At 51.2% G+C, this 25,750-nt stretch carries 24 protein-coding genes; 4 read left to right on the top strand and 20 right to left on the bottom strand.

Annotated features, from left to right (window positions below; genetic code table 11):
* Positions 1–20: 20 nt before the first annotated feature.
* The gene (locus ACF2G4_RS17785) at positions 21–1,061 is read right to left on the bottom strand and encodes a GMP reductase (RefSeq protein ID WP_215847625.1); all 1,041 of its coding nucleotides are present in this window, start codon (positions 1,059–1,061) and stop codon (positions 21–23) included.
* Between the two features lie 234 nt (positions 1,062–1,295).
* Here ACF2G4_RS17785 and coaE point away from each other — a divergent pair, with 234 nt between their 5' ends.
* Genes coaE through yacG form a run of 3 tightly spaced genes read left to right on the top strand, consistent with a single transcriptional unit; the run spans position 1,296 to position 2,858 of the window.
* Positions 1,296–1,904, top strand: a complete 609-nt coding sequence (coaE, locus tag ACF2G4_RS17780; protein WP_243078594.1) for a dephospho-CoA kinase — start codon at positions 1,296–1,298, stop codon at positions 1,902–1,904.
* 4 nt (positions 1,905–1,908) lie between these two features.
* A complete protein-coding gene (gene zapD, locus ACF2G4_RS17775; protein ID WP_215847626.1) occupies positions 1,909–2,652 on the top strand; it encodes a cell division protein ZapD in 744 nt (247 codons plus the stop codon).
* Positions 2,653–2,660: 8 nt separating this feature from the next.
* The gene (gene yacG, locus ACF2G4_RS17770; protein WP_243078595.1) at positions 2,661–2,858 is read left to right on the top strand and encodes a DNA gyrase inhibitor YacG; all 198 of its coding nucleotides are present in this window, start codon (positions 2,661–2,663) and stop codon (positions 2,856–2,858) included.
* A gap of 27 nt (positions 2,859–2,885) precedes the next feature.
* Here the strand turns inward: yacG and mutT are convergent, their stop codons facing one another.
* Positions 2,886–3,281, bottom strand: coding sequence for an 8-oxo-dGTP diphosphatase MutT (gene mutT, locus ACF2G4_RS17765; RefSeq protein ID WP_215847628.1), 396 nt, complete (start codon positions 3,279–3,281; stop codon positions 2,886–2,888).
* Positions 3,282–3,462: 181 nt separating this feature from the next.
* Between mutT and ACF2G4_RS17760 the strand changes: the two genes are divergently transcribed.
* Positions 3,463–3,846, top strand: coding sequence for a response regulator (locus ACF2G4_RS17760; protein ID WP_332625645.1), 384 nt, complete (start codon positions 3,463–3,465; stop codon positions 3,844–3,846).
* Between the two features lie 57 nt (positions 3,847–3,903).
* Here ACF2G4_RS17760 and secA read toward each other — a convergent pair whose 3' ends face one another.
* The 18 genes from secA to mraZ all read right to left on the bottom strand — a co-directional run bounded on the left by secA (position 3,904) and on the right by mraZ (position 25,294).
* Positions 3,904–6,609, bottom strand: coding sequence for a preprotein translocase subunit SecA (gene secA, locus ACF2G4_RS17755; RefSeq protein WP_215847630.1), 2,706 nt, complete (start codon positions 6,607–6,609; stop codon positions 3,904–3,906).
* A 72-nt stretch (positions 6,610–6,681) separates the two neighbouring features.
* The gene (secM, locus tag ACF2G4_RS17750) at positions 6,682–7,191 is read right to left on the bottom strand and encodes a secA translation cis-regulator SecM (RefSeq protein WP_409075238.1); all 510 of its coding nucleotides are present in this window, start codon (positions 7,189–7,191) and stop codon (positions 6,682–6,684) included.
* A 303-nt stretch (positions 7,192–7,494) separates the two neighbouring features.
* Positions 7,495–8,412: a UDP-3-O-acyl-N-acetylglucosamine deacetylase gene (lpxC, locus tag ACF2G4_RS17745; RefSeq protein ID WP_215847632.1), complete on the bottom strand. Its 918-nt coding sequence runs from the start codon at positions 8,410–8,412 to the stop codon at positions 7,495–7,497.
* Between the two features lie 101 nt (positions 8,413–8,513).
* Entirely contained in the window at positions 8,514–9,668 is a 1,155-nt protein-coding gene (gene ftsZ / locus ACF2G4_RS17740; protein WP_215847633.1) for a cell division protein FtsZ, read from the bottom strand.
* A 71-nt stretch (positions 9,669–9,739) separates the two neighbouring features.
* Positions 9,740–10,996 carry a cell division protein FtsA gene (gene ftsA / locus ACF2G4_RS17735; RefSeq protein WP_215847634.1) on the bottom strand — a complete coding sequence of 419 codons (1,257 nt, stop codon included), beginning with the start codon at positions 10,994–10,996 and terminating at the stop codon, positions 9,740–9,742.
* A complete protein-coding gene (gene ftsQ / locus ACF2G4_RS17730) occupies positions 10,993–11,838 on the bottom strand; it encodes a cell division protein FtsQ (protein ID WP_215847635.1) in 846 nt (281 codons plus the stop codon). The genes ftsA and ftsQ overlap by 4 nt, the downstream gene beginning before the upstream one ends.
* A 1-nt stretch (position 11,839) precedes the next feature.
* Positions 11,840–12,760 (bottom strand): D-alanine--D-alanine ligase, encoded by a 921-nt coding sequence (locus ACF2G4_RS17725; protein WP_243078598.1) that lies wholly within the window; start codon positions 12,758–12,760, stop codon positions 11,840–11,842.
* Positions 12,753–14,228 (bottom strand): UDP-N-acetylmuramate--L-alanine ligase, encoded by a 1,476-nt coding sequence (gene murC, locus ACF2G4_RS17720; RefSeq protein WP_215847637.1) that lies wholly within the window; start codon positions 14,226–14,228, stop codon positions 12,753–12,755. The genes ACF2G4_RS17725 and murC overlap by 8 nt, the downstream gene beginning before the upstream one ends.
* A gap of 70 nt (positions 14,229–14,298) precedes the next feature.
* Positions 14,299–15,357: an undecaprenyldiphospho-muramoylpentapeptide beta-N-acetylglucosaminyltransferase gene (gene murG / locus ACF2G4_RS17715; RefSeq protein WP_332625653.1), complete on the bottom strand. Its 1,059-nt coding sequence runs from the start codon at positions 15,355–15,357 to the stop codon at positions 14,299–14,301.
* Entirely contained in the window at positions 15,354–16,568 is a 1,215-nt protein-coding gene (gene ftsW / locus ACF2G4_RS17710; RefSeq protein ID WP_215847639.1) for a cell division protein FtsW, read from the bottom strand. Before ftsW ends, murG begins: the two co-directional genes overlap by 4 nt.
* On the bottom strand, positions 16,568–17,884 hold the full coding sequence (gene murD / locus ACF2G4_RS17705; protein WP_409075237.1) for a UDP-N-acetylmuramoyl-L-alanine--D-glutamate ligase: 1,317 nt from the start codon (positions 17,882–17,884) through the stop codon (positions 16,568–16,570). The genes ftsW and murD overlap by 1 nt, the downstream gene beginning before the upstream one ends.
* Positions 17,885–17,886: 2 nt before the next feature.
* Positions 17,887–18,969 (bottom strand): phospho-N-acetylmuramoyl-pentapeptide-transferase, encoded by a 1,083-nt coding sequence (mraY, locus tag ACF2G4_RS17700; protein ID WP_215847641.1) that lies wholly within the window; start codon positions 18,967–18,969, stop codon positions 17,887–17,889.
* Positions 18,963–20,321 (bottom strand): UDP-N-acetylmuramoyl-tripeptide--D-alanyl-D-alanine ligase, encoded by a 1,359-nt coding sequence (gene murF, locus ACF2G4_RS17695; RefSeq protein WP_409075236.1) that lies wholly within the window; start codon positions 20,319–20,321, stop codon positions 18,963–18,965. Before murF ends, mraY begins: the two co-directional genes overlap by 7 nt.
* Entirely contained in the window at positions 20,318–21,805 is a 1,488-nt protein-coding gene (murE, locus tag ACF2G4_RS17690) for a UDP-N-acetylmuramoyl-L-alanyl-D-glutamate--2,6-diaminopimelate ligase (RefSeq protein WP_409075235.1), read from the bottom strand. The genes murF and murE overlap by 4 nt, the downstream gene beginning before the upstream one ends.
* Positions 21,792–23,558, bottom strand: coding sequence for a peptidoglycan glycosyltransferase FtsI (locus tag ACF2G4_RS17685; RefSeq protein ID WP_243078603.1), 1,767 nt, complete (start codon positions 23,556–23,558; stop codon positions 21,792–21,794). The genes murE and ACF2G4_RS17685 overlap by 14 nt, the downstream gene beginning before the upstream one ends.
* Positions 23,559–23,574: 16 nt before the next feature.
* Positions 23,575–23,895 carry a cell division protein FtsL gene (gene ftsL, locus ACF2G4_RS17680; RefSeq protein WP_215847643.1) on the bottom strand — a complete coding sequence of 107 codons (321 nt, stop codon included), beginning with the start codon at positions 23,893–23,895 and terminating at the stop codon, positions 23,575–23,577.
* A gap of 2 nt (positions 23,896–23,897) precedes the next feature.
* The gene (rsmH, locus tag ACF2G4_RS17675; RefSeq protein ID WP_243078604.1) at positions 23,898–24,833 is read right to left on the bottom strand and encodes a 16S rRNA (cytosine(1402)-N(4))-methyltransferase RsmH; all 936 of its coding nucleotides are present in this window, start codon (positions 24,831–24,833) and stop codon (positions 23,898–23,900) included.
* A 2-nt stretch (positions 24,834–24,835) separates the two neighbouring features.
* Positions 24,836–25,294 carry a division/cell wall cluster transcriptional repressor MraZ gene (gene mraZ / locus ACF2G4_RS17670; protein WP_215847645.1) on the bottom strand — a complete coding sequence of 153 codons (459 nt, stop codon included), beginning with the start codon at positions 25,292–25,294 and terminating at the stop codon, positions 24,836–24,838.
* Positions 25,295–25,750 lie beyond the last annotated feature (456 nt).

The raw sequence follows: 25,750 nt of genomic DNA, 5'->3' as shown, positions 1-25,750 counted from the left end.
GGAGAACGCGCCCCGTTACATCAACGATTAAATACGCGATTTTCTTGCTCAGCAACACGAATGAAGGTGGTGCGTTTAGTCAGCTCTTTCAACCGTTCGGCACCGACATAGGTGCAGGCTGAACGTAAACCACCCAGAATATCGCGTGCGGTTTCTTCAACTGGCCCGCGCAGCGGTAATTTCACGGTTTTACCTTCAGCGGCACGGTAACCCGCTACACCGCCAACATGACGTTTCATAGCAGATTCAGAACTCATGCCATAAAACAGCATGAATTTTTCACCGTTCTCTTCTATAACGCTGCCTTCACATTCATCATGCGCAGCAAGCATGCCGCCTAACATGACGAAGTCTGCTCCGCCGCCAAACGCTTTAGCAACGTCGCCCGGCACAGCGCAACCCCCATCACTAACAATTTGTCCACTCAAGCCGTGCGCGGCGTCAGCACATTCAATCACTGCAGAAAGCTGCGGGTAGCCCACGCCAGTTTTCATACGAGTGGTACAAACAGAACCGGGGCCAATACCGACTTTAACGATATCAGCACCAGAAAGTATCAACTCTTCAACCATTTCACCTGTTACCACGTTCCCGGCACAAATCGTTTTGCCCGGAAAGGTTTCACGCGCACGTTTCAAGAATTCGACAAAGTGTTCCGAATAACCGTTCGCGACATCAATACAGATGAATTGCAGATCATCTGAAAGTGCCATGATCGCAACAAGCTTGTTGAGGTCGGCATCAGAGGTGCCGGTTGAAACCATGATGTGATTCAAAATTGAGACTGGCACACGTTGAACGAAGGCACGCCAATCATCAACGCTATAGTGTTTATGAACGGCGGTAAGAATATTGAAACTGGCCAGTGCCTCTGCCATCAGGAAAGTCCCTACGGTATCCATGTTGGCTGCGATAATTGGTACACCGCTCCAGCTCAAGCCTGAATGCTTGAAGGTGAAGTTGCGTTCCAGTTCAACCTGAGAACGACTCTTCAACGTAGAACGTTTGGGACGAATCAATACATCTTTAAAGCCCAGTTTCAAATCTTCTTCGATACGCATAAATAATGTCCTGGTTAGTGGCAACGAACCGCAGTTCGCGAAGCAAGCACGGCTCCAGTGAAATGATGATACGCGCTAATCATCCTGCTGCAAGACTGCGAATTTCACTTTATTTAAGCTACAATCCGATAAATTTAGCTGAAAAACATGAAAGTGATCTGCCGCGCATTTTTGCGTTTTAGAGAAAGAACTTAACGATGATTCAGCGTCTACCAGCGTGATTGAGAGAACCTTATGCCTTATACCGTAGCGCTGACCGGTGGTATCGGTAGCGGAAAAAGCACCATTGCTAATGGCTTTGCGGCGCTGGGCGTAACAATTATTGATGCCGATGTGATCGCCCGTGAGGTGGTTGAGCCAGGCTCACCTGCTTTGCAGGCCATAGTTGAACGCCATGGCAAATCGCTGCTAACTGAGCAAGGCACTCTTTTTCGCGCACATTTACGCGAAATCATTTTTCAGTCACCAGAAGAGAAGCATTGGCTTAACAGTCTCTTACACCCATTGATCAATGCCCGAACGCAGCAGCTTAAGGCTCAAGCCCGCTCGCCTTACGTTTTATGGGTGGTGCCGCTACTGGTAGAAAATCAGTTGCAGCATCAAGCTAACCGCATTTTAGTCGTTGATGTTGATGAAGCGACGCAGCTCCAACGCACCCAACTGCGCGATAATATTTCCTTAGAGCAGGCAAAAAATATTCTTGCAGCACAGGCCACGCGCCAACAGCGCCTCGCCTGTGCTGACGACATCATTGATAATAGCGGCGCACCGGAAGATGCGCTGCCGCAAGTTGCCGAACTCCATCAACGCTATCTGGCGTTAGCGGCAACGCAACAGGATTAACATCATGAGTACAGTCGTTCTTTTTGAACACCCACTGAATGAAAAAATGCGCACCTGGCTACGCGTTGAATTCCTTATTAATCAACTATTAGAAAGCGTGCCGCTCAGCAATACCACCAGCGCGCTAAATTTCTTTCGCCTGATTGGCGAACTGCTGGATATATTTGAACGCGGTGATATGCGTACAGAACTGTTGAAAGAGCTGGAGCGGCAGCAACTGAAATTACGGGCATGGGCTGATGTACCGGGCGTCGATATGACGCTGGTAGACTCATTACGCGATACGCTGAAAATGCAATCAACTCAGCTTATGCATGCGCCACGCATGGGGCAACAGCTGCGTGAAAATCGTCTGATTGGACTGGTTCGCCAGCGCCTGAGTATTCCTGGCGGTTGTTGCAGCTTCGACCTGCCCAGCTTACATATCTGGTTGCATCAGCCGCAGGAAATACGCAATTCCCAGGTTGATGACTGGCTTGAAACGCTGGTGCCATTGCGTAGCAGCCTGGCGATGATCCTTGATTTGATTCGCCAGTCAGGTGCATTTCGCCATCAAACCAGCCTAAATGGTTTTTATCAGGATAATGCCGAAGGCGCAGATTTACTGCGTCTACAGCTGCTGCTGGAAGATTCGCTTTATCCGCAAGTTTCCGGCCATAAAAGCCGTTATGCCATCCGTTTTATGCCATTTGATGCCGAACGAGGTGAAGTGCCCGCTCGACTCGATTTTCAACTGGCCTGTTGTTAGAGGTGAACATGCAAGAAGAAATTATGACCGTGGGATGCCCACAATGTGGCAAAGATGTTATTTGGGACGAGCTGAGCCCGTGGCGGCCCTTTTGCAGCAAGCGCTGCCAGCTCATTGATCTAGGGGAATGGGCCGCAGAAGAGAAACGCATTCCCAGTAACGGCGATTTGAACGACAGTGATAACTGGAGCGAAGAAGAGCATTAACGTTAAGTGGGGCATAATGCCCCACTTTTAGAATTCACCCGCAATCAGGCGTGCGATCAACTGATGATTGGCCGCTGGAAACTCATCAGCCACCAGCGCATGCTGTTCAACCCAGCGTTGCGGTTGCCCTTCTCGTCCCCACGGCTCACCTTTCCAGCCTTCCACTAAGAAAAAGTGTAGCGTGACGCGAAGATCTTCATAGGTATGATCCGCTTCACCAATAGCTTGAGCTTCAGTCACTTCAATACCGGTTTCTTCTAGTAACTCACGGATCAATCCTTGTTCAGCACTCTCCCCAGCCTCAATTTTGCCACCGGGGAATTCCCACTTGTTGGCCATATATGAGGTCGCTGCACGCTGGGCCAGGAAAATTTGTTTGTCGGCGTTGCGAATAATACCTACCGCGACCTGCAGGTGTTTCATGAATGATATCCCAGAGTTTTAGCTGAATGAGCCGTGATTTTAAAACATGGCTTAAAGGAAGTTAAACGCTTTAGGCACTGTAATGAAATCAAACAAGACAGGTCGCAATGACGTTGCTCCAGATGTTTAGCAATACTCGCACTTACCTATTGTTTCACTAGACTGCGCAACGGTTAATCCCATGCTTACATACATTGCCCACAACACCGCCAGAGAGATACATTCCGCCCGGCAGGTGATTTTTCATGACATTCTGACCCTCGACAGTGTCCATAATCAGCTGACATGGCATCCCGGCAACATTGTCATCCCGTTAAACGATGCCCAAAAACGTTTCTTTAACTGCCTGCTTATGAAAGTCACTTCTAAACAACAAATCATCTCAATTGTCTGGAATGAGCGCGCTTACGGTATTAGCGATAATAATTATCACCAATTATTGTTTCAAAGCCGCGCCCTGCTAAAACGCCACAAATTACCGGATGGCCTGCTGGTCACTATCCCTTATCATGGCGTCAGGCTTAATGAAGACCTGCTGTTATCCAGCGCCAAGGCATACAGTTAGTTGCAGAAATAGGGATAAAAAAAAGGAGCCATTGGCTCCTTTTTCTTTTAGTGCTTATTAGGCCAGACGCCCATGACACTGTTTGTATTTTTTGCCCGAGCCGCATGGACAGGGATCGTTACGTCCAACTTTGCGTTCACCGCTCTCTTGCGCCAGCTCTTCTTTCGCTAAGATTTCATCGTCAACATGGCTAAGCTGCTGCTGCTGTGCCAAACGTTCAGCTTCTTCACGACGCTGCTGCTCCATCGCTTCAACTTCTTCTGGCATGCGAACTTGTACTTTGCTCAGCGTACTAATCACTTCATATTTCAGTGATTCCAGCATTGCTGCGAACATAGCAAAGGATTCGCGTTTATATTCTTGCTTAGGATCTTTCTGCGCGTAACCACGTAGATGAATACCTTGACGCAGATAATCCATGGCTGCCAGATGCTCTTTCCACAGTGAATCCAGCGTCTGTAACATTACTCCTTTTTCGAAGCTACGCATTGTCTCAGCGCCAACCACTTCTTCTTTCGCAGCGTAGTTTTCCATAGCATGCGTCATGATACGTTCGCGCAGCGTTTCTTCATGCAGATCGGGTTCTTTATCTAACCATTCAGCGATAGGAAGTTCCAGATCGAAATCAGTGCGTAAACGCTCTTCCAGACCAGGGACATCCCACATTTCTTCCAGCGACTGCGGTGGAATGTAGGTGTCGATGGTGGTTTTATACACATCCTGACGAATGCTGTTGATGGTTTCACTCACATCAGAAACATCAAGCAGTTCATTACGTTGGCTGTAAATTGCGCGGCGCTGATCGTTAGCAACATCATCATATTCCAACAGTTGCTTACGAATATCGAAGTTGCGGCTTTCTACCTTGCGCTGTGCATTAGCAATCGCTTTTGTTACCCATGGATGTTCAATCGCTTCGCCAGGCTTCATGCCTAATTTACGCATCATGTTTGACACGCGATCCGAGGCAAAAATACGCATCAGCGCATCTTCCATCGACAGATAGAAGCGTGATGAACCCGCATCACCCTGACGACCCGCACGCCCACGCAGCTGGTTGTCGATACGGCGAGATTCGTGACGCTCTGTACCTACGATGTGCAAACCGCCTGAGGTCAGCACTGCATCGTGGCGAATCTGCCATGCGGCTTTAATCTCTTCGATCTGCGCTTCTGTTGGATCCTGAAGCTCAGCGACTTCAGCATGCCAGCTACCACCCAGCATAATGTCTGTACCACGACCCGCCATGTTAGTGGCGATCGTTACCGCGCCTGGCTGGCCCGCTTGCGCCACGATTTCTGCTTCGCGGGCGTGGAATTTGGCGTTCAACACGTTGTGTTTAATGCCTGCGCGCGTCAGTTCATTAGAAACAACTTCAGATTTTTCAATGGAGATGGTACCCACCAATACAGGCTGTCCGTTTGCGGTACGCTCACGGATATCCTCAATGATTGCATCAATCTTCTCTTTCTCAGTCATGTAGACCAGATCAGCCAGATCTTTACGCACCATTGGGCGGTTGGTTGGTACGACAATGGTATCCAGTTTGTATATTGAGCTAAATTCGAATGCTTCGGTATCTGCTGTACCGGTCATACCAGCCAGTTTTTCATAGATACGGAAGTAGTTCTGGAAAGTGATTGAGGCCAGCGTCTGGTTCTCGTTCTGAATATCAACACCTTCTTTCGCTTCGATAGCCTGATGCAGGCCGTCGGACCAGCGGCGTCCCTGCATGGTACGCCCGGTGTGCTCATCGACGATAACTACTTCGCCATCTTTCACAATGTAATCTACATCACGGGTAAACAGCGCGTGGGCACGAAGCGCAGCGGTAACGTGGTGCATCAGCATGATATTGGTTGGCGAATACAGAGACTCGCCCTCATCCATGATGCCTTGGCTAACCAAAAGCTCTTCCACTTTGACTAAACCACGTTCAGACATGTGCGCCTGTCGCGCCTTTTCATCCACCCAGAAATCACCTTCGCCCTGGAAGTTTTCAGTGTCTTCTTTATCCTGACGAACCAGGTGCGGAATGATTTTATTAACTTTGGTGTAGAGCTCAGAGCTGTCTTCGGCAGGGCCAGAAATAATTAACGGCGTACGCGCTTCATCGATCAAGATGGAGTCCACTTCATCTACCAGCGCATAATTCAGTTTACGCTGTACGCGCTCTTCCGGGCTGAACGCCATGTTATCGCGCAGATAATCGAAGCCATATTCGTTGTTGGTGCCGTAAGTAATGTCAGCCGCATACGCTTCGCGTTTAGCATGAGCCGGCAAGCCTGACATGTTAATACCGACGGACAAGCCAAGGAATTCGAACAGCGGACGGTTATTTTCGGCATCACGCTGCGCCAGATAGTCATTCACCGTGACCACGTGAACGCCTTTACCGGTTAACGCATTCAGATAAGCTGGCAAGGTTGCCGTCAACGTTTTACCTTCACCGGTACGCATTTCCGCGATACAGCGGTCATTCAACACCATGCCGCCAATCAGCTGGACATCAAAGTGACGCATACCGAATACGCGCTTACTCGCTTCACGTACTGTGGCAAAGGCTTCAGGAATTAAGCTTTCCAGCGTTTCGCCTTTTGCCAGACGCTCACGGAATAATACAGTTTTAGCTTTCAATTCATCATCAGAGAGCTTTTCAAAATCTGGCTCCATCTTGTTGATGACATCAACAGCCTTACGCATACGGCGTAAAGTACGATCATTGCTGCTACCAAAAACCTTGGTCAACATTTTGATTAACATAATAAATATTTTCTCAATTCAGCCGTGTAATCACGGGCTGCGAAATCTAAAAGTGTGAAACAACCAAAAAGATTAGCAGAACAATGAGGAAGGTCCGGCGCGAATGCCGTTTACTTTAGCGTGCCACTCAACATACGTATGAGGCTGGGCAGCAGAGTGCGGTTTAGAACGGTCTATCTGCGGCGCGGTATGCAGCGCAGTTTGTGAAGTCAGTAACGCGTGAAGCGAATCCAGTAACGCCAGCTTTTGCGCTGCCAGCGGTAGCGCACCCTGCTCTTCAGCCTGCGTCTGCGGCGTCAACGTAAACGAGAGATGGCGTATCACGGTGCGGATAGCATGTTGATGCCAATAATCCACAGTGAAGTTTGGGCGTCTCGCCGCTTCTTGTAGGCGAATAAGATGATCGAATCGGGCAGCGTTGCCGATAAACAAACTGCTGGCAGGTGATTCTGATGATGCGTTGAGTTCTGAACTTTGTGCACACGCTGGCAAGCCAAGACTGGCCGCCACCATCCCCAACAGGAGATGAGGCCAGAAATAGCGTCTGCCTAATTGTCGCCAGCGTAAAAGAAGTTCGATCACAACCTTTCCATTGCACAAGAGTCGATTTGCGCATCAATTTTTTGATCACCAACCGCGTAATGCAGTGGCGTTAAGCCGATAAAAGCGCCTGAGATAGTATCACTAATGTGGGACGTCCACACCTGGGATTAAAGTCGCTCTGGGAGAAAACACGCTTGATTGTTCAGCAATTCAGCAACTAAGAGATTTACTTGCGAGCGGCATCGCACTTCAGGAGAGAACAGCGAGACAATAAAAAACGGCTGACGCCGCTGACCGGAGAGGGTGTCAGCATTGCCAGCCGCTTTAGATGTTCTGAGGTAATTAAGCCAGAACCAAATTGGGTGCTTTGAATGCCAGCGGCAGTTCAGCTTCGTCTTCGAAAGTTGCCCATTCCCAGGCTTCTTGCTTAGCTAAAACGGCTTGCAGCAACTTGTTATTCAATGCATGGCCTGATTTGAACGCGGTAAATGCGCCAATGATGTTGTGGCCGCACATAAACAAATCACCAATCGCATCAAGCATTTTGTGACGAACGAATTCATCTTCAAAGCGCAGACCGTCTTCATTCAAGACGCGGAAATCATCCAGACCTATCGCACAATCTAAACTACCGCCCAGGCACAGGCCTTTAGACTGCAGATATTCGATCTCACGCATAAAGCCAAATGTACGCGCGCGACTGATTTGGCGAACAAACGCTTCAGCAGAAAAGTTCATCTGATAACGCTGAGAGCTGGAGTCGATTGCCGGATGTTTAAAGTCGATGGTGAAGTCCAGCGAGAAGCCATTAAACGGCTTAATCTCGGCCCATTTGTCACCATCTTCAACACGCACGGTTTGCTTAACGCGCACGAATTTTTTCGCGCTGTTCAGCTGTTCGATACCTGCATCCATCAGCAAATAGATGAACGGTGCTGCGCTGCCGTCCATGATCGGGATTTCTGGCGCATCGACTTCAACAATAATGTTATCGATACCCAATCCCGCCAAGGCGGCGTTTAAATGTTCAACCGTCGAAATACGTACGCCTTCATCATTCACCAGGCATGTACTCAGCATGGTGTCGCGCACGTATTTTGCATCAGCCGGGAAATCAACCGGTGGATTCAAGTCAGTGCGACGATAGATGACCCCGGTATTAGCCGACGCAGGGCGCAATGTCAGTGTGACTTTCTTGCCGGTATGCAAACCGACACCAGTCGCCTGAACAATACGTTTTAATGTCCTTTGTTTGATCATCGTATTATCTCGCAATATTACCTTTCCAACCGCCAGTATACTTTACCAGCGGGCGGACACTTTAGCACAAAGAGCGGAGATTCCCAATTATAGGGATATTCTTAATCAGCCTGCTTACGTAAAAACGCAGGAATATCAAGGTAGTCAGGCTCTTTATTAGATTGCGCAGTCTGGTCATTAACCACTTTCGCAGCCGGTTTTTGCTCTTGCGGCAGCGGCGACATGCCGTGCTGCTGATAGCGATGATCCATAACCGGTTGGCTGGCAGGCTTATTCGTTACCAGCGTGATTTCAGGACGTTTGTCCATGCCGATACCGGTTGCTACCACGGTGACGCGCAGTTCGTCATTCATTTCTGGATCTAATGACGTACCAATCACGACGGTTGCGTTGTCAGAGGCGAAGGCGCGGATGGTGTTACCCACGGTTTCGAACTCATCCAGACGCAGGTCAAAGCCAGCGGTAATGTTAACCAGGACGCCACGAGCGCCAGAAAGGTCGATATCTTCCAGCAGAGGACTGGAAATCGCCATTTCAGCGGCTTCTTCAGCACGATCTTCGCCACACGCTACACCTGAGCCCATCATGGCATAACCCATTTCAGACATGACGGTGCGTACGTCAGCAAAGTCGACGTTCATCAGACCCGGACGTGTAATCAGTTCTGCAATACCCTGAACCGCGCCTTTTAACACATCGTTTGCTGCGCCAAAAGCATCCAGCAATGAAATGCCGCGACCTAATACTTTCAACAACTTGTCGTTAGGAATAGTAATCAGTGAGTCGACATGTTTTGAAAGCTCAGCAATACCCTGCTCGGCAAATGCCATGCGCTTTTTGCCTTCAAAATTGAAGGGTTTAGTCACCACAGCAACCGTCAGGATACCTAAATCTTTGGCCACTTCAGCCACAACTGGCGCAGCACCGGTACCGGTGCCGCCGCCCATACCGGCAGCGATAAACACCATGTCTGCCCCTTCCAGCGCAGCACGCAATGCTTCGCGATCTTCCTCTGCGGAGTTGCGGCCCACTTCCGGGTTCGCGCCCGCGCCCAGACCTTTGGTAATGTTATTACCGATCTGGATGGTCTGGCCGACTGCTGTTTTACGCAACGCTTGCGCGTCGGTGTTAACAGCGAAGAATTCTACACCTTCGATACGCTCGCGTACCATGTGTTCTACGGCGTTGCCGCCGCCACCGCCGACGCCGATGACTTTAATCACCGCGTCGTTGGTTAATTCCATAGGTTCAAACATGATTTCTCTCCGTTATGTGCCTGTCGCCTGGAGATCACTAAAAAAACCAGCATGATCTCCTTTATCAAAAATTAAAACTCTTTTTTCAACCAACTATTGATGCGCTTGAACCAATTTCCCACCGATGCACGTTTTTCTGTCTCTGCATCGCCATTCATGTGCGACTCTTTGCCGTAATGCAGCAGTCCCACTGCGGTTGAGTAATATGATTCCTGCGCATAGTCAGTCAAACCAGTGATATTCAGTGGCTGACCAATACGTACCTGCGTATGGAATACGCGTTGCGCACAGGCCGCCAGTCCTTCAATTTGCGCGGCACCACCTGTTAACACAATACCGGCTGCCAGATGATGTTTCACGCCCTGCTGACGTAATTGTTCCTGTAATTGCAGAATCTCGTCATTGACCAGATTCAAAAGCTCGGTGTAGCGCGGTTCAATCACCTCGGCCAGCGTTTGGCGCTGCAGACTGCGAGGAGGACGACCACCCACACTGGGTACTTCAACATTCTCATCTTTACCTACGATAGAACCCAGCGCACAACCATGCCGGACTTTAATCGCCTCAGCGTCAGTTGGCGGAGTACCAAAGGCATAGGCGATATCGCTGGTCACTACATTCCCTGCATAAGGGATGACTTTGGTATGACGCAACGCGCCACCGGTGTACACCGCGATATCCATTGTACCGCCACCGATATCGACAACACAGACCCCTAGCTCACGTTCGTCTTCAGTTAATACTGCAAAACTGGATGCCAATCCGGCAAAAATCAATTGGTCAACTTTCAGGCCACAACGTTCAACGGCTTTGACAATATTTTTTGCCATGTCGTTATGGCAGGTAATCAGGTGTACTTTTGCCTGCATACGTACACCAGAAAGTCCAACCGGATTTTTAATGCCTTCCTGATAATCGATAGCATATTCCTGAGGAATAACGTGCAGGATGCGATGCTCGTCGCGTACGCGAACCGATTTAGCGGTATGCACCACATTTTCTACATCATCCTGAGTCACTTCCTCTTCGGAAATCGGAACCATCCCGATTTCGTTCTGGCAGCTGATATGTTTGCCCGATAATGCAAGATAGACGGAGGAGATCTGGCAATCTGCCATCAACTCAGCCTGATCAATGGCGCGCTGAACGCATTTCACCACTGATTCAAGGTCGTTTACGCCACCTTTATCCATGCCGCGGGACGGGCAACTGCCGACCCCAATAATATTGACCATACCATCGGGCAGAATTTCTCCAACCAGGGCGGCAACCTTTGCGGTGCCAATTTCGAGTCCAACTACCAGTTTTCTGTCCGTTGCCTTGATCATTGTTGTTTAGCCTGTGCCTGGTTCTGTTGCTGATTACTGTCCTGTGGCTCCATCACTACCGGCGTCCATCCCACAGAAGCGCCAGAGTCGTATCGCAGATCGACATAGCTGATACGTTTGCTTTCATTCTGACCTTGCTGCAGTAGCACCGGGTAGAGCTCAATAAAGCGGTTCAGACGTTTCATGGTGTCGCTGCGTCCCAGTTCAATGCGCACATCATCACTGGTAACCAATTGCCACGAACGCCGCGCCGTCATCGACGCTACCTTCAGGGTAAACTTCCGGGCTTTCAGCACATCGTCCATGCTGTGGTAGCCCGCCAGCACCTCTTTTTCGCTGCCTTCTGGCCCGTACAACATCGGCATTGTTTCTTTTCCGATGTGATTCGCCGGTACGCTGAAGGAGACGCCATCCGCGTCTACCATATGTAAATCATTCCAGCGTGCTACCGGCGTGTACTCAGTCAAATGAATCTTCAGTTCATCTGGCCACTGTTTACGCACGCTTACCTGCTTAATCCACGGTAGTCGCTCGATTTGCTGCTGCAAGATGTCCACATCCTGCGACATAAACGTGCCGGGCGCGCCAAGTGATAAAATTGCCTGGCGAATATCATCGTGGGTGGTGTAATGCGTTTGACCGGTCACCACCAGCTTCGACAGCGGCAAGCGTGATGAATCATTCATCCACTTCAGTACCACTAGCCCGCCAGAAACCATAATGCCCACAACGATTAGCAAAAATATGATGCCAAAAAGTCGGGCTCCGTTACTGCGTCCAGAGCGTACACGCTCTTGCGGTTCACGTTCACGGTTACGTGCATTCATCGCCGCCTGTGACATATCAGTCGGCCAACTCCACAATACGAGCAACCAGCTGCGAGAAGGTCATTCCTGCCTGCTTCGCTGCCATTGGCACGAGACTGTGGCTTGTCATACCTGGTGAGGTGTTAATTTCCAATAGATGGAAACGACCTTCACCATCAGCCATTACATCCACGCGTCCCCAGCCGCTACAGCCCAAAGCACGCCAGGCCGCTAACACTAATTGCTGCAGTTCTGCTTCACGATCAGCACTTAAACCACTCGGGCAGAAGTATTCAGTATCGTCAGAAATGTATTTAGCTTCATAGTCATAGAACTCGCTGGCAGCTTTTATTTGTATCGAAGGCAAAACGTGCTCGCCCACAATACCTACGGTGTATTCACCGCCGCTCAAAAAAGCCTCAACTAATACATCATTGTCATGTCGAAACGCTTCTTCTAACGCTGCTGGCAGCGCGCTTAATTCGTTTACGCGACTGATGCCGACGCTCGATCCTTCGCAGCTTGGTTTAACAAATACCGGCAAGCCCAACGCCGCGATCGCCGCATGGGTATCTGCGTCAAGACCTGCATCCATTTGCTGACGGGTCAGCCAGACGAAGCGGCCAGAAGGTAAACCTCGGCCCTGCCACAGCAGCTTGGTGCGCAATTTGTCCATGGTGATAGCGGATGCCATCACGCCGCTGCCGGTGTAAGGCAGGCCAATAAATTCCAGCACGGCTTGCAGCGTGCCGTCTTCACCACCACGACCATGTAGCGCAATAAACGCTTTGGCGAAGCCCTGATCTTTCAGGTTTAATACCGACACATCACGCGTATCAACAGCGTGCGCATCAATGCCCGCTTCACGTAGCCCGGCTAAAACGGCATTGCCTGACATCAGCGAGACTTCACGCTCTGCTGAAGTCCCCCCCATTAATACAGCAACTTTCTCAGCCATGACGGTCCTCCGCTTTGCGTTCCGGTTGCAGTTTGCAGTCCGCTAATTTACGTGCGACTTTGCCCACATTACCTGCGCCTTGTACCAAGATCAGATCGTTACCTGAAAGCAACGGTGCCAGCATTTCCGGCAGTACATCGTGATCTGGCACTAAAATCGGATCGACTTTGCCACGACCGCGAATGGTCCGACACAGCGCGCGGCTGTCAGCACCGGGAATCGGCGTTTCGCCTGCTGCATAAACGTCCAGCATGAGCAAAACATCCACTTGTGACAATACGTTAGCGAAATCGTCGAACAAGTCGCGAGTACGCGTGTAACGATGTGGCTGAAAAATCATGACCAGTTTTTTATCTGGCCAGCCTGCACGCGCAGCCTTGATCGTGGCATCAACTTCAGTGGGATGATGACCATAATCGTCCACCAGCATGGCGCTGCCCGCGTGACCGTTGACCGGCTCAGTGGAGTACTCGCCTAATAAATCAAAGCGACGACCGGTACCCTGAAAACTTTCCAGCGCAGCCAGAATAGCGTTGTCTTCAACGCCCTCTTCACTTGCAACCGCCACAGCTGCGGCTGCGTTGAGCGCATTATGACGACCCGGTGCATTCAACGTGATTTGCAAGCGCGGCTTGTCCTGGCGTACTAAGGTGAAATGCCCTTGTGCTCCACGTTGTTCATAATTCTCAATACGAAAATCAGCATCATCACTGAACCCGTAGGTCGTAATTTGACGTCCTACACGGGGTAACAGGTCGCGAATAACGACGTCATCAATACACATCACTGCACGACCGTAAAACGGCAGGTTATGCAGAAAATTAATAAAAGTTTGTTTCAAGTTCTCGAAGTCGCCCTGATAGGTATCCATATGATCGGCTTCGATATTGGTCACAATGGCAACCATGGGTTGCAGATGTAAAAACGACGCATCGCTTTCATCTGCTTCTGCAATCAAGTAACGGCTGCTACCCAAACGCGCATGCGTTCCGGCTGCTTTAACTAATCCGCCATTGACGAAAGTAGGATCCAATCCGCCTTCGGCATAAATGCTTGATACCATTGCTGTGGTTGTGGTTTTGCCGTGCGTACCCGCTACAGCAATGCCATGACGAAAACGCATCAGTTCAGCCAGCATTTCAGCACGGCGAATCACGGGGATGCGCTGTTCACGGGCAGCAATCAGCTCTGGATTATCCTGAGATACCGCGCTGGAGACCACGACGACGCTGGCATCAGTCACGTTTTCCGGGCGATGATTAAAATAGATGGTTGCACCCAGCGCAGCCAGATTCTGCGTAACCGGGTTCGGCGCCAGATCAGAACCGCTGATATGGTAGCCTTCATTTGCTAACACTTCGGCAATACCGCCCATGCCAGCACCGCCGATGCCGACAAAATGGATGTGCCGGACGCGACGCATCTCGGGCACTATAGAACGCAGTTTTGCCAATTGTTGTGTATTCATCGCTCTCAATTACCTGCTATTTCAGTTTGTGCTCAGCATGAGCACAGGTCAGCCGAGCTGACCGGATTCATTACTTTGCGGCGCGAGCCACTTCACGCGCGACCCGATCGGTCGCATCGGGAATCGCCACCTGACGCGCTTTTTCAGCCATCGTCAGCAATGTTTGGCGATCCCAGTGGCGCAGCGTGTCCGCTACAGCATCCGCAGTAAATTGCGGCTGCTCAAAAATTTTCGCCGCGCCCGCTTTTTCTAGCGGTAACGCGTTCCAGTATTGCTGGCGATCTTTATGCTGAAACGGCACAAAGATGGCGGGCAATCCTGCCGCTGCTATTTCGCTAACGGTTAAAGCACCAGAACGACAGACCACCACATCAGCCCACGCATAGGCGGCAGCCATATCATCAATAAACTCGGTGACCTTGTGCTGCGTTTGCCCCACTTTTACGTAGGCTTGTTGTACGTCAGGCAAACCACCTTTACCGGTTTGATGCCAAATTGTAATCTGCTCGCCCAGTTCGGCAGCCACTTCTGGCATTGTCTGGTTCAAAATACGTGCGCCCTGACTGCCACCAATCACTAAAACGCGAATCGGGCCGTTACGATTGGCTAAACGTGCAATCGGTAAAGGCAAAGCCAATACATCGGTGCGCACCGGATTCCCCACCACGTCCGCTTTAGGGAATGCACCCGGAAAAGCCTGCATCACTTTGGTGGCGATTTTTGCCAACCATTTATTGGTCAATCCAGCGATGCCATTTTGCTCATGCAATACCACCGGGATTCCGCAACTCCACGCCGCTAAACCGCCAGGCCCAGAGACGTAACCGCCCATCCCGAGTACTACATCCGGCTGCCAGGCTTTAATAATGGCCCGCGCCTGGCGCCATGCATTGAAAATACGCATTGGTGCCAGCAACTGAGCTTTAATGCCCTTACCACGCAATCCGCTAATCTGGATAAAATCAATTTCGATGCCATGCTTCGGCACTAAATCGGCTTCCATGCGATCCGCGGTACCTAACCAACGCACCTGCCAACCCTGCTCCATCAGATGATGGGCGACAGCCAGACCGGGGAATACATGCCCGCCAGTCCCGCCTGCCATCACCATCAATCGTTTACCACTCATCGACCACCTCGGGTAAACGCCTGCGCTTTCGCCAGACGCGTTTCATAATCTATGCGCAACAAGAAGACGATGGCCGTTGACATGATGATCAAACTGGAGCCGCCGTAACTGATCAGCGGTAAGGTCAAGCCTTTGGTAGGCAACATGCCCGCTGCAGCACCGACATTTACCAAAGCCTGAAAGCTAAACCACACGCCAATTGAACAGGCTAAAAAGCCGGAAAAGCGTTGATCAAGCTCCAGAGCGCGGCGTCCGATCGACATTGCGCGAAAAGCGACGAAGAATACCATTAACAATGCTAAAACCACACCGATGTAGCCGAGTTCTTCACCGATAATCGAGAAAATAAAGTCGGTATGGGCTTCGGGCAAATACTCCAGTTTTTGCACTGAATTTCCCAAGCCTTGCCCCCAGAACTCACCGCGACCAAATGCCATCAGCGACTGGGTTAACTGGTATCCGCTACCGAACGGATCTTCCCACGGATCCCAGAAAGAGGTCACACGCCGCATACGGTAAGGTTCGGCAATGACCAACAGCACCACGGCGAAAATGCCGGAACCGATAATCGCCAGGAACTGCCACAGTTTGGCTCCCGCCAGAAACAGCATTGCCAGCGTCGTTACAAACAATACAACCACCGTTCCGAGGTCAGGCTGCGCCAAAAGCAAGACGGCCAAAATCACCATCACACCCATCGGCTTACAGAAACCCCAAAAGTTGTTACGTACTTCTTCAACTTTTCGCACCAGATAGCTGGCGAGGTAGCAGAACAGCGTCAACTTAGATAACTCAGCTGGCTGAATACGCAGCGGGCCTAGAGCAATCCAGCGCGATGCACCGTTTACCGAGCTACCGACGACTAATACGATCAGCAGCATCGCTACTGATGTCATTAACATGATGTTGCTGTAGCGCTGCCAAAAATCCATCGGCACGCGCAACGTCACCAAGGCGATACCCAAAGCCAATAAGATGTAAAACGCGTCGCGCTTCGCGAAGTAAAACGGGTCTTCATTGAGGCGCTGGCCCACCGGCATTGATGCCGATGTCACCATGACAAAGCCGATAACCGCCAAACCAAAAGTCAGCCACAGCAAGGTACGGTCATACAACACCAGCGAAGTGTCGTCGCTTTCGCGCGATCCCATCACCCAATCTTTCAAGCGGCTTGAGAAGTAACTGGCCAAACCTGCGCCTGGAATATTCATCAGCTCAGCTCCTTCGCCAGTTGTGCAAACGCATCACCGCGTTGCTCAAAATTGCGAAACTGATCGAGGCTGGCGCATGCTGGCGATAGCAGTACCATGTCACCAGGCTGAACCTGCGCAGCAATTTGCGTCATCGCCTGCTGCATGGTTTCAGTGCGTACCGACACGTCAGGGCGCAACGCGGCTAACGCATCGCCATCGCGACCAAAGCAGAACAGCCGTAAATTGTCGCCTTGTAGATAACGTGCCAGCGGCGTGAAATCTGCCGACTTGCCATCACCGCCCAGCAACAGCCACAAGCGCCCGGTCACTATCAACCCTTTTAACGCCGCTTCGGTGCTACCAACGTTGGTGGCTTTAGAATCGTTAATCCAGCGTACGCCGTTATGTTCATGCACCAGCTGGAAGCGATGCGCTAACCCGCTATAAGCGGTCAGAGCCGCCAGGCTGGTGGCGCGTGGTAGACCTACGGCATCCGCCAGCGCCAGTGCAGCCAGCGCGTTGGTGTAGTTATGCTGACCCACCAGTTTCATTTCATCGGTATTCAGTACTTTTTCGCCTTTCACCCGCAACCAGATGCTGCCCTGCTGCTTGTTCAGGTGATAATCCCCAATATCGATACCAAAACTGACGCAGCGTGTATCTGCACCGCGCACCGGCATGGTTAATCCATCATCTGCATTCACCACACATACCTGCGCATTCTCATAGATACGCAGCTTGGCGGCGCGGTATTGCTGCATGCCCAACGGATAACGATCCATATGATCTTCCGTCACGTTGAGAATGGTTGCGGCTGCCGCTTTCAGGCTGTGCGTGGTTTCCAGCTGGAAGCTGGAGAGTTCCAGCACATAAAGTTGTGCAGGTGATTTCAACAAACTCAGCGCAGGCAAACCGATATTGCCGCCAACGCCAACCTGCCAACCGGCGGCTTTCGCCATTTCACCGACCAGCGTAGTGACGGTACTTTTGCCGTTAGAACCGGTGATCGCCACAATAGGTGCCTGCGCTTCTCGGCAGAACAGTTCAATGTCACCCACGATTTCGATACCCGCATCAGCAGCTTCGCTTAAAGCAGGATGCGCCAATGCAATACCGGGGCTGGCAACAATCAGATCGGCCGCGAGCAGCCAATCGATATTGATGCCGCCGACATAGCGCTCGACCTGTGCTGGAACCTGGTTGAGGCCGGGCGGCGATATACGGGTATCCATCACGCGTGGTGTAACACCCTGTGTTAAAAAGAAATCAACACAAGAAAGCCCGGTCAGGCCTAACCCGATAATGACGACTTTCCTGCCCCGATAGTCAGCCATAATTAACGTACCTTCAGCGTGGCCAGGCCAATCAGCACCAGCATCAGCGAAATAATCCAGAAGCGCACGATAACGCGCGGCTCCGGCCACCCTTTCAATTCATAGTGATGATGGATCGGCGCCATGCGAAAAATACGCTGGCCGCGCAGCTTGAACGATCCCACCTGCAGAATTACCGACAGCGTTTCAACCACAAACACGCCGCCCATGATCACCAGCAAGAACTCCTGACGCAGCAGCACCGCAATCGTGCCCAGCGCACCGCCCAAAGCCAGTGAACCGACATCGCCCATAAAGACCTGTGCCGGATAAGTGTTGAACCATAAAAAGCCCAACCCAGCGCCGACAATCGCCGTGCAGACAATCACCAGTTCGCCTGCGTGGCGAAGATAAGGAATATGCAAATACTCAGCAAACTTCACGTTACCGGTCGCCCAAGCTACCAACGCGAAACCGGCAGCAACAAAGACGGTTGGCATAATCGCCAGGCCATCCAGACCATCGGTTAAATTCACTGCATTGCCGGTTCCGACAATCACGAAATACGCCAGCAGGATATAAAACAAGCCCAACTGCGGCATGATGTCTTTGAAGAACGGCACCACCAGTTGCGTCGCTGGCGTATCTTTACCCGCCAAAAACAGGGCGAAGGCGACGCCCAGTGAGATCACCGACATCCAAAAATACTTCCAGCGAGCAATCAGACCTTTAGTATCTTTGCGTACCACTTTGCGGTAATCATCAACAAAGCCGATGACGCCGAACCCTACCAGCACCACCAATACGCACCAGACATAAGGATTGGATGGATACGCCCACATCAACACTGAAATAGTGATGGACGTAAGAATCATGATCCCGCCCATCGTGGGCGTGCCGCGCTTGCTGAAATGCGACTCAGGACCATCGTTGCGAACGACCTGACCAATCTGCAATTTTTGTAGCCAGGCAATCAGACGCGGCCCCATATAAAGAGAGATAAACAAGGCGGTCAGCAGGCTGACAATGGCGCGAAACGTCAAGTACGAAAAGACGTTAAAGCCGGAATAAAATGCGACCAAATGCTCGGCCAGCCAAACTAACATGTTCCTTTCTCCTGTAAGCTCTGTACTACCTGCTCCATGGCGGCACTACGCGAACCTTTAATCAAGACCGTAATTTCTGTGTGTTCGGACAACAGCGAGCATAAACGTTCAGTCAACGCGGCTTTATCGCTGAAATGTTCGCCAACTTCGCTGCTTTCACTAATGAGGTGACTGATTTTTCCGGTGCTTAATACGCGGTCAATTCCTGCAGCTTTAGCCGCATGTCCGACTTCACGGTGGCACTGTTCTGCTTCGTGACCCAGTTCCGCCATATCACCCACCACCATCACGCGATAACCCGGCATTTCACCCAGTACCTGCGCAGCAGCAGTCATTGAGCCGACGTTCGCGTTGTAGCTGTCATCCAGCAATAACTTGCTTGGTGATAAGCGGATCGGGAACAGGCGCCCAGGAACAGACTGAAGTGTTTTAAGGCCGAGCTGAATTGCGCTTAGCGGCGCGTCTACTGAAAGAGTCAGCGCAGCGGCTGCCAGCGCGTTAGCAATATTGTGGCGGCCAGGCAGCGGCAGCGTGATGGCGATATTGCCACGCGGCGTATGCATAGTGAAGTGCGTGCCATCTTGTCCTACAGTGATATCGCTGGCAGAGAAATCACACTCTTTGGCTTGAGGCGAAAAACGCCAAACCGTTTTACCGTGCAGGTGTTGTTGCCAGTGCGGCCAGTCGTTGCTGTCGGCGTTGAGAATGGCGGTACCGTGGGCAGGTAAGCCTAAGAAAATTTCACCTTTGGCTTTAGCGACCCCATCCAAAGATCCAAACCCTTCGAGATGCGCAGCGGCAAGGTTATTGACCAAAGCCGTTTCAGGGCGAACCAGCTCGGTAGTGTAAGCAATCTCACCCTGATGGTTAGCACCTAATTCAATCACCGCATATTGATGTTCAGCGGTCAGGCGCAGCAGCGTCATCGGCACGCCGAAATCATTATTCAGATTGCCTGCGGTATAAAGTGTTTCACCACACTGACGCAAAATAGCCGCGGTCATCTCTTTGACTGAGGTTTTACCGGAAGAGCCGGTTAACGCGACAACGCGCGCTTTCGCCTGTTGACGCACCCACGCGGCTAACTTGCCAAACGCCAAACGTGTGTCATCAACCACCACTTGCGGTACAGCGACGGGTAAATGTTTGCTCACCAATAAAGCCAGCGCGCCGCTAGCAATTGCCTCACCGACAAAGTCATGCGCATCAAAGCGTTCGCCGACGATGGCAATAAACAGACAGCCTGCCGTGACTTTGCGGGTATCGGTGGTCACCTCATTCAGCGTTAAATCGCTGCCATACAGCGTACCACCCGAGATCTCTGCCAAAGTGCTTAAGGAAACCGGGATCATGCCGCGCCTCCTAATAAAGCCGCAACAGTCGCGCGATCAGAGTAATCAAGGCGGCGATTGCCAACGATTTGATAATCTTCATGCCCTTTACCCGCCACCAACACGATGTCGTCTGGCTGAGCCTGCATGATGGCATTGGTCACGGCTTGTGCACGACCTGCAACCACGCGTGCACGCGTTGGATCCAGCAGGCCGGCTAAAATATCCTTCACAATGGCTTGTGGATCTTCGCTACGAGGATTGTCATCAGTGATCACCACGACATCCGCATATTGCTCAGCAATCGCGCCCATCAGTGGGCGTTTGCCTTTGTCGCGATCGCCACCACAGCCAAACAGGCACCAAAGCTGACCTTGGCAGTGCAGACGCGCCGCTTCAAGCGCTTTTTCCAGCGCGTCTGGCGTGTGGGCATAATCGACGACGACAGTCGGCTTGCCTGCGGCGCTAAAGACTTCCATACGACCATTTACCGGCTGCAGTTGCGGCGCAACGCGCACTAACTCATCCAGTGAATAATCGAGCGCCAACAGTGTCGCCAGCGCCAGCAATAGGTTGCTGACGTTGAAGGCACCCATCAGGCGGCTATTGATTTCACCTTCGCCCCAACTCGAGCTGAAGCGGATATGCGCACCATCATCGTGATAGGTCACATTGTCCGCCTTCAACCAACGGCCATAGCAGCCTGTCTGCAGATTATTTTCCATAGTGACCGCTACGGCATCAGGAAGGTTGGCCAACCAACGGCGCCCTACCTCATCATCAGCGTTCAGAATCGCTTCGCCTACCTGATGCTCAGAGAACAAGAGCCATTTCGCAGATTCGTAGCTCTGCATATCGCCATGATAATCGAGGTGGTCACGGCTGAGATTGGTGAATACCGCAGCGGCAAAAGGCAAAGCCGCCACGCGGTGCTGCACCAAGCCGTGTGAGGAAATTTCCATCGCCGTCAGGGTGGCACCCTTCGCGGTAAGATCATGCAGGATATGTTGTACATCGACTGCAGATCCGGTGGTATTTTCAGTGGGCACGAGTTGACCGAAAAGGCCGTTGCCGACCGTGCCCATTACCGCGCTGGTTTCACCTAAGAGTTTCGCCCACTGCGCTAAAAGCTGCGTGGTAGTGGTTTTACCGTTGGTGCCAGTAACACCAACCAGCTGCTGTTTTTCACCGGGCTGTTGATAGAAGCGCCCGGCTAAAGCAGATAAACGCTGATGCAGTTGCGCCAGATAAACCACCGGTACGCCGTGCATTTCACGAATTTCGCCGTCAATGGCCTCGCCTTCTGCTTCAGCAATCACAGCCGAAACGCCTTGAGCAATAGCCTGCGGAATAAAACGCCGTCCATCGGCGTGGTGGCCTGCAACAGCCACAAACAGATCGCCCGATGCCGCAATGCGGCTATCCAGCGTCATGTCACGAAGCTGACGTGCCGGCGCGTCTGGCACCCATGGGCCAAGTAAGTCGCGCAGGTTACGATCTGTCACTTGATTCCTCACTTCTGTTAGTCACTAACTCGTTCTTGTCATTGACCGGCAACGCATCCGGCTCGATGTTCATGGTGCGTAAAACGCCGCCCATGATGGCACCAAACACCGGCGCAGAAACCGCACCGCCATAATATTTGCCGGCCTGGGGATCGTTGATCACCACCACCAGCGCAAAACGAGGGTGACTGGCAGGCGCAACGCCTGCAGTGTAAGCAATGTATTTATTGACGTAGCGCCCATCCGGTCCGACTTTTTTTGCCGTACCCGTTTTGATCGCGATGCGGTATCCCTTGATGGCGGCTTTAACACCACCTCCACCCGGCAGCGCGACGCTTTCCATCATATGCACCACGGTTTTCACCAGTGACTCATCGAAAACGCGTTCACCGGCAACCGGTGGATCAACCTTGGTGATCGACAGCGGGCGATTAATGCCGTAGCTGCCAATCGTTGCATAGACTCGCGCTAACTGTAACGGCGTTACCATTAGCCCGTAGCCGAAAGAGAAGGTGGCCCTCTCTATGTCAGACCACCGTTGTTTTTGAGGGTATAAGCCACTACTTTCCCCGACCAGCCCCAAATTGGTCGGTTTACCCAGTCCAAAGCGTGCGTAAGTATCTACGAGCGCTGAGGAGGGCATCGCTAACGCCAAACGTGAAACACCGACGTTACTCGACTTCTGCAAAACCCCTGTCAGGGTCAATTCGTTATAACGCGCCACATCTTTGATCTCATGACCATTTACACGATAAGGCACGGTATTCAATACGCTGTTTTCTTTGACCACGTTGCGTTGCAGCGCCGTCATCACCACCATCGGTTTCACCGTGGAGCCTGGCTCAAAAATGTCTGTGATAGCGCGGTTACGCATCATCTCTTTGGGCGTATTGCTGAGATTATTCGGGTTGTAAGCTGGGCTGTTTGCCATCGCTAACACTTCACCGGTGCTGACATCAACCAGCACGGCGGTTCCAGACTCCGCTTTGTTGAAGGCAACCGCGTTATTCAATTCACGGTAAACCAGCGCCTGTAAGCGCTCATCAATGCTTAGTGTCAGGTTATGTGCGGCACGGCTGTCTACTGAAGAGATATCTTCAATTACACGGCCAAAGCGATCTTTACGTACCGTACGTTCGCCTGGCGCACCGGTAAGCCATTTATCAAAGCTCTTCTCGACCCCTTCAATGCCTTGACCATCAATGTTGGTGAAGCCGATTAGATGGGATGTCACCTGCCCTGCCGGGTAATAACGACGAGACTCTTCGCGGAGATGAATACCGGGAAGCTTAAGTTTTTTAACGTATTCACCAATAGCTGGATTGACCTGGCGCGCCAGATAGACAAAACGTCCTTTTGGATTGGCGTTGACGCGAGCGGCGAGCTGATCAAGAGGAATGGAGAGTGCATCAGACAGCGCTTTCCAGCGGCTGTCTAATGTCACGCCACCGCCATCGTGCAGCTCTTTAGGATCGGCCCAAATAGCATTGACCGGTACACTAACCGCCAATGGGCGCCCTGCGCGATCGCTGATCATGCCACGTGCCGTTGGCACCGCCTGCACGCGCAGCGAGCGCAAATCGCCCTCTTTAACCAGTTTGTCTGGGTTAATAACCTGTAACCAGGCGACACGGGAGAGAAGGCCGCCTAATGCCAGCAAAATACAGCCGCACAGCAACGCAAAACGCCAGCTTACAAAGCTGGCTTTATCTTCCGGTTTCTTCAACTTCAGCGTTCTGCCTGCGCCGCTCATTCGCTGTTTGAGGTCCTTATTTCTGCACCACAATATTTTCTTGTGAAGGATCAACATGCTGCAGCTGCAGCTTCTCGGTCGCGATCCGCTCTACCCTGCTGTGATCGCCCAAGGCGTTTTCTTCCAAAATCAGGTTGCGCCATTCAATATCAAGCGCATCACGTTCCAGTACTAATTGTTCACGCTGTGCCGTTAACAAACGCGTTTTATGCGTTGTGGTGACAACGAATACCGCTGAAACCATCACGGCGATTAACAGCAATACCGGAACTTTGCCCTTACGCAGCAGATCGCCGCCAATGACGCCGGGCAGGCTGTGGCGCTCATTGCCGATCATGCTTACGTTCTCTCCGCAATACGCAACACCGAACTGCGCGCGCGTGGGTTTTCTGATACTTCACGATCGCCCGGCACCAACTTGCCGTGCAGTTTCAGTTCTCGTCCACCTAACTCTCTTAACTGGTACTCAGTCATCGGGATTCCAGGTGGAACTTGCGGACCACGACTTTGATCGCGCATAAAACGTTTAACCAAGCGATCTTCTAACGAGTGAAAACTGATAACGGATAAGCGACCTTCAGTTGCCAGCACCTCAACGGCCCCTTTCAGCGCGATGTCGATCTCTTCCAGTTCACTGTTAATCCAGATACGAATCGCCTGGAAACTGCGTGTCGCAGGATGTTTAAACTTGTCTTTTATCGGCGTTGCCGCTGCGATAACGTCAGCCAATTCTTTTGTACGCGTCATTGGCTGTTCACGATTGCGCTCGACAATGGCACGTGCAATGCGCTTAGCAAAACGTTCTTCACCGTAAGTTTTCAGCACAAAAGCGATATCAGCTTCATCAGCATGGAGCAGCCAATCCGCGGCAGAATGTCCTCGCGTGGGATCCATACGCATATCGAGCGGCCCATCACGCATGAAAGAGAAGCCACGCTCGGCGTCATCTAACTGCGGAGAAGAGACGCCAAGATCCAGCAAAATGCCGTCGATCTTGCCAACCAGATCACGCTCGTTGACATATTCTGCCAGCGCAGAAAAAGGGCCATGAATAATTGTAAAACGTGGATCATCAATCTCAGCGGCCGCGGCAATAGCTTGCGGGTCACGATCGATGGCGATGAGCTTCCCGTTCGCACCAAGTTGCGAAAGAATTAAGCGTGAATGACCGCCACGACCAAAAGTGCCGTCGATGTAGATCCCGTCTTCCTTGATGTTGAGGCCGTTAACAGCCTCATCCAACAGCACGGTGGTATGTTTAAAATTTTCCTGCATAGCTATAGCGACAAGTCCTGCAATCGATCAGATAAAGGTTCCTGAGCCGACTGTTCTGCGTCAATATCATCCTTAACTTGTTGATACCAGGTCTGTTCATCCCACAGCTCAAACTTATTGAACTGTCCAACCAGCATCACTTCTTTTGATAATTTGGCATGCTGACGAAGCGTGTTCGCCAGCAGCAAGCGGCCTGCATTGTCCATCTGACACTCACTGGCATGCCCCAACAGCAAGCGCTGCACGCGGCGCTCAAGCGGGTTCATACTGGATAAGCGAGCAAGCTTCTTTTCAATGATTTCCCATTCAGGCAAGGTATAAAGCAACAGGCAGGGCTGATGAAGATCGATGGTGCAAACCATTTGACCTTGAGACTCACTGTTCAACAAATCGCGATAGCGCATTGGTACGGCCAGTCGTCCTTTGCTGTCAAGATTGACTAACGTTGCTCCACGGAACATGCCAGCCTTTCCCCTCAGTTACCCATTTCCGCCACTTTATCCCACTTTTTACCACGAAACGAGTTTAAGGACCCGATGAAATCCTTGTCAAGCCGGAGCGGTAAGTGAATATCACTATTTCATGCTGACTAAAATTGAATTACAGAGCATCAACTCTGCTAAAAAAATCAAAATGGAAATTAACTTGATGAATAACTGAATAAAATTGAAGCACGTAAAAAAAGCGGTGGAAAATAGAACAATTATTGAGACGGCATATTTATCGTGGATTCTGAGACAGCGGCGGCATTTTAGGGGATTTCCTAAAGGATGAGTTAGCGCATCAGGCGGGGCGTGGCTTGGCTGAATGATGAAGATCTAAACAAATAAAGAAATACCTCTCCAATAATGTGTTAGTTAACGTGTGCAGAATTTACTCTTTTTTACGCCTTGGCGATTTTTTAAGCTGAATTAATT

The organism is Pantoea phytostimulans (assembly GCF_046118715.1).
Classification (GTDB): Bacteria; Pseudomonadota; Gammaproteobacteria; order Enterobacterales; family Enterobacteriaceae; genus Pantoea; species Pantoea phytostimulans.
Note: the sequence above shows the minus strand (reverse complement) of the source record. Positions and strands in the feature narration are given on the sequence as shown.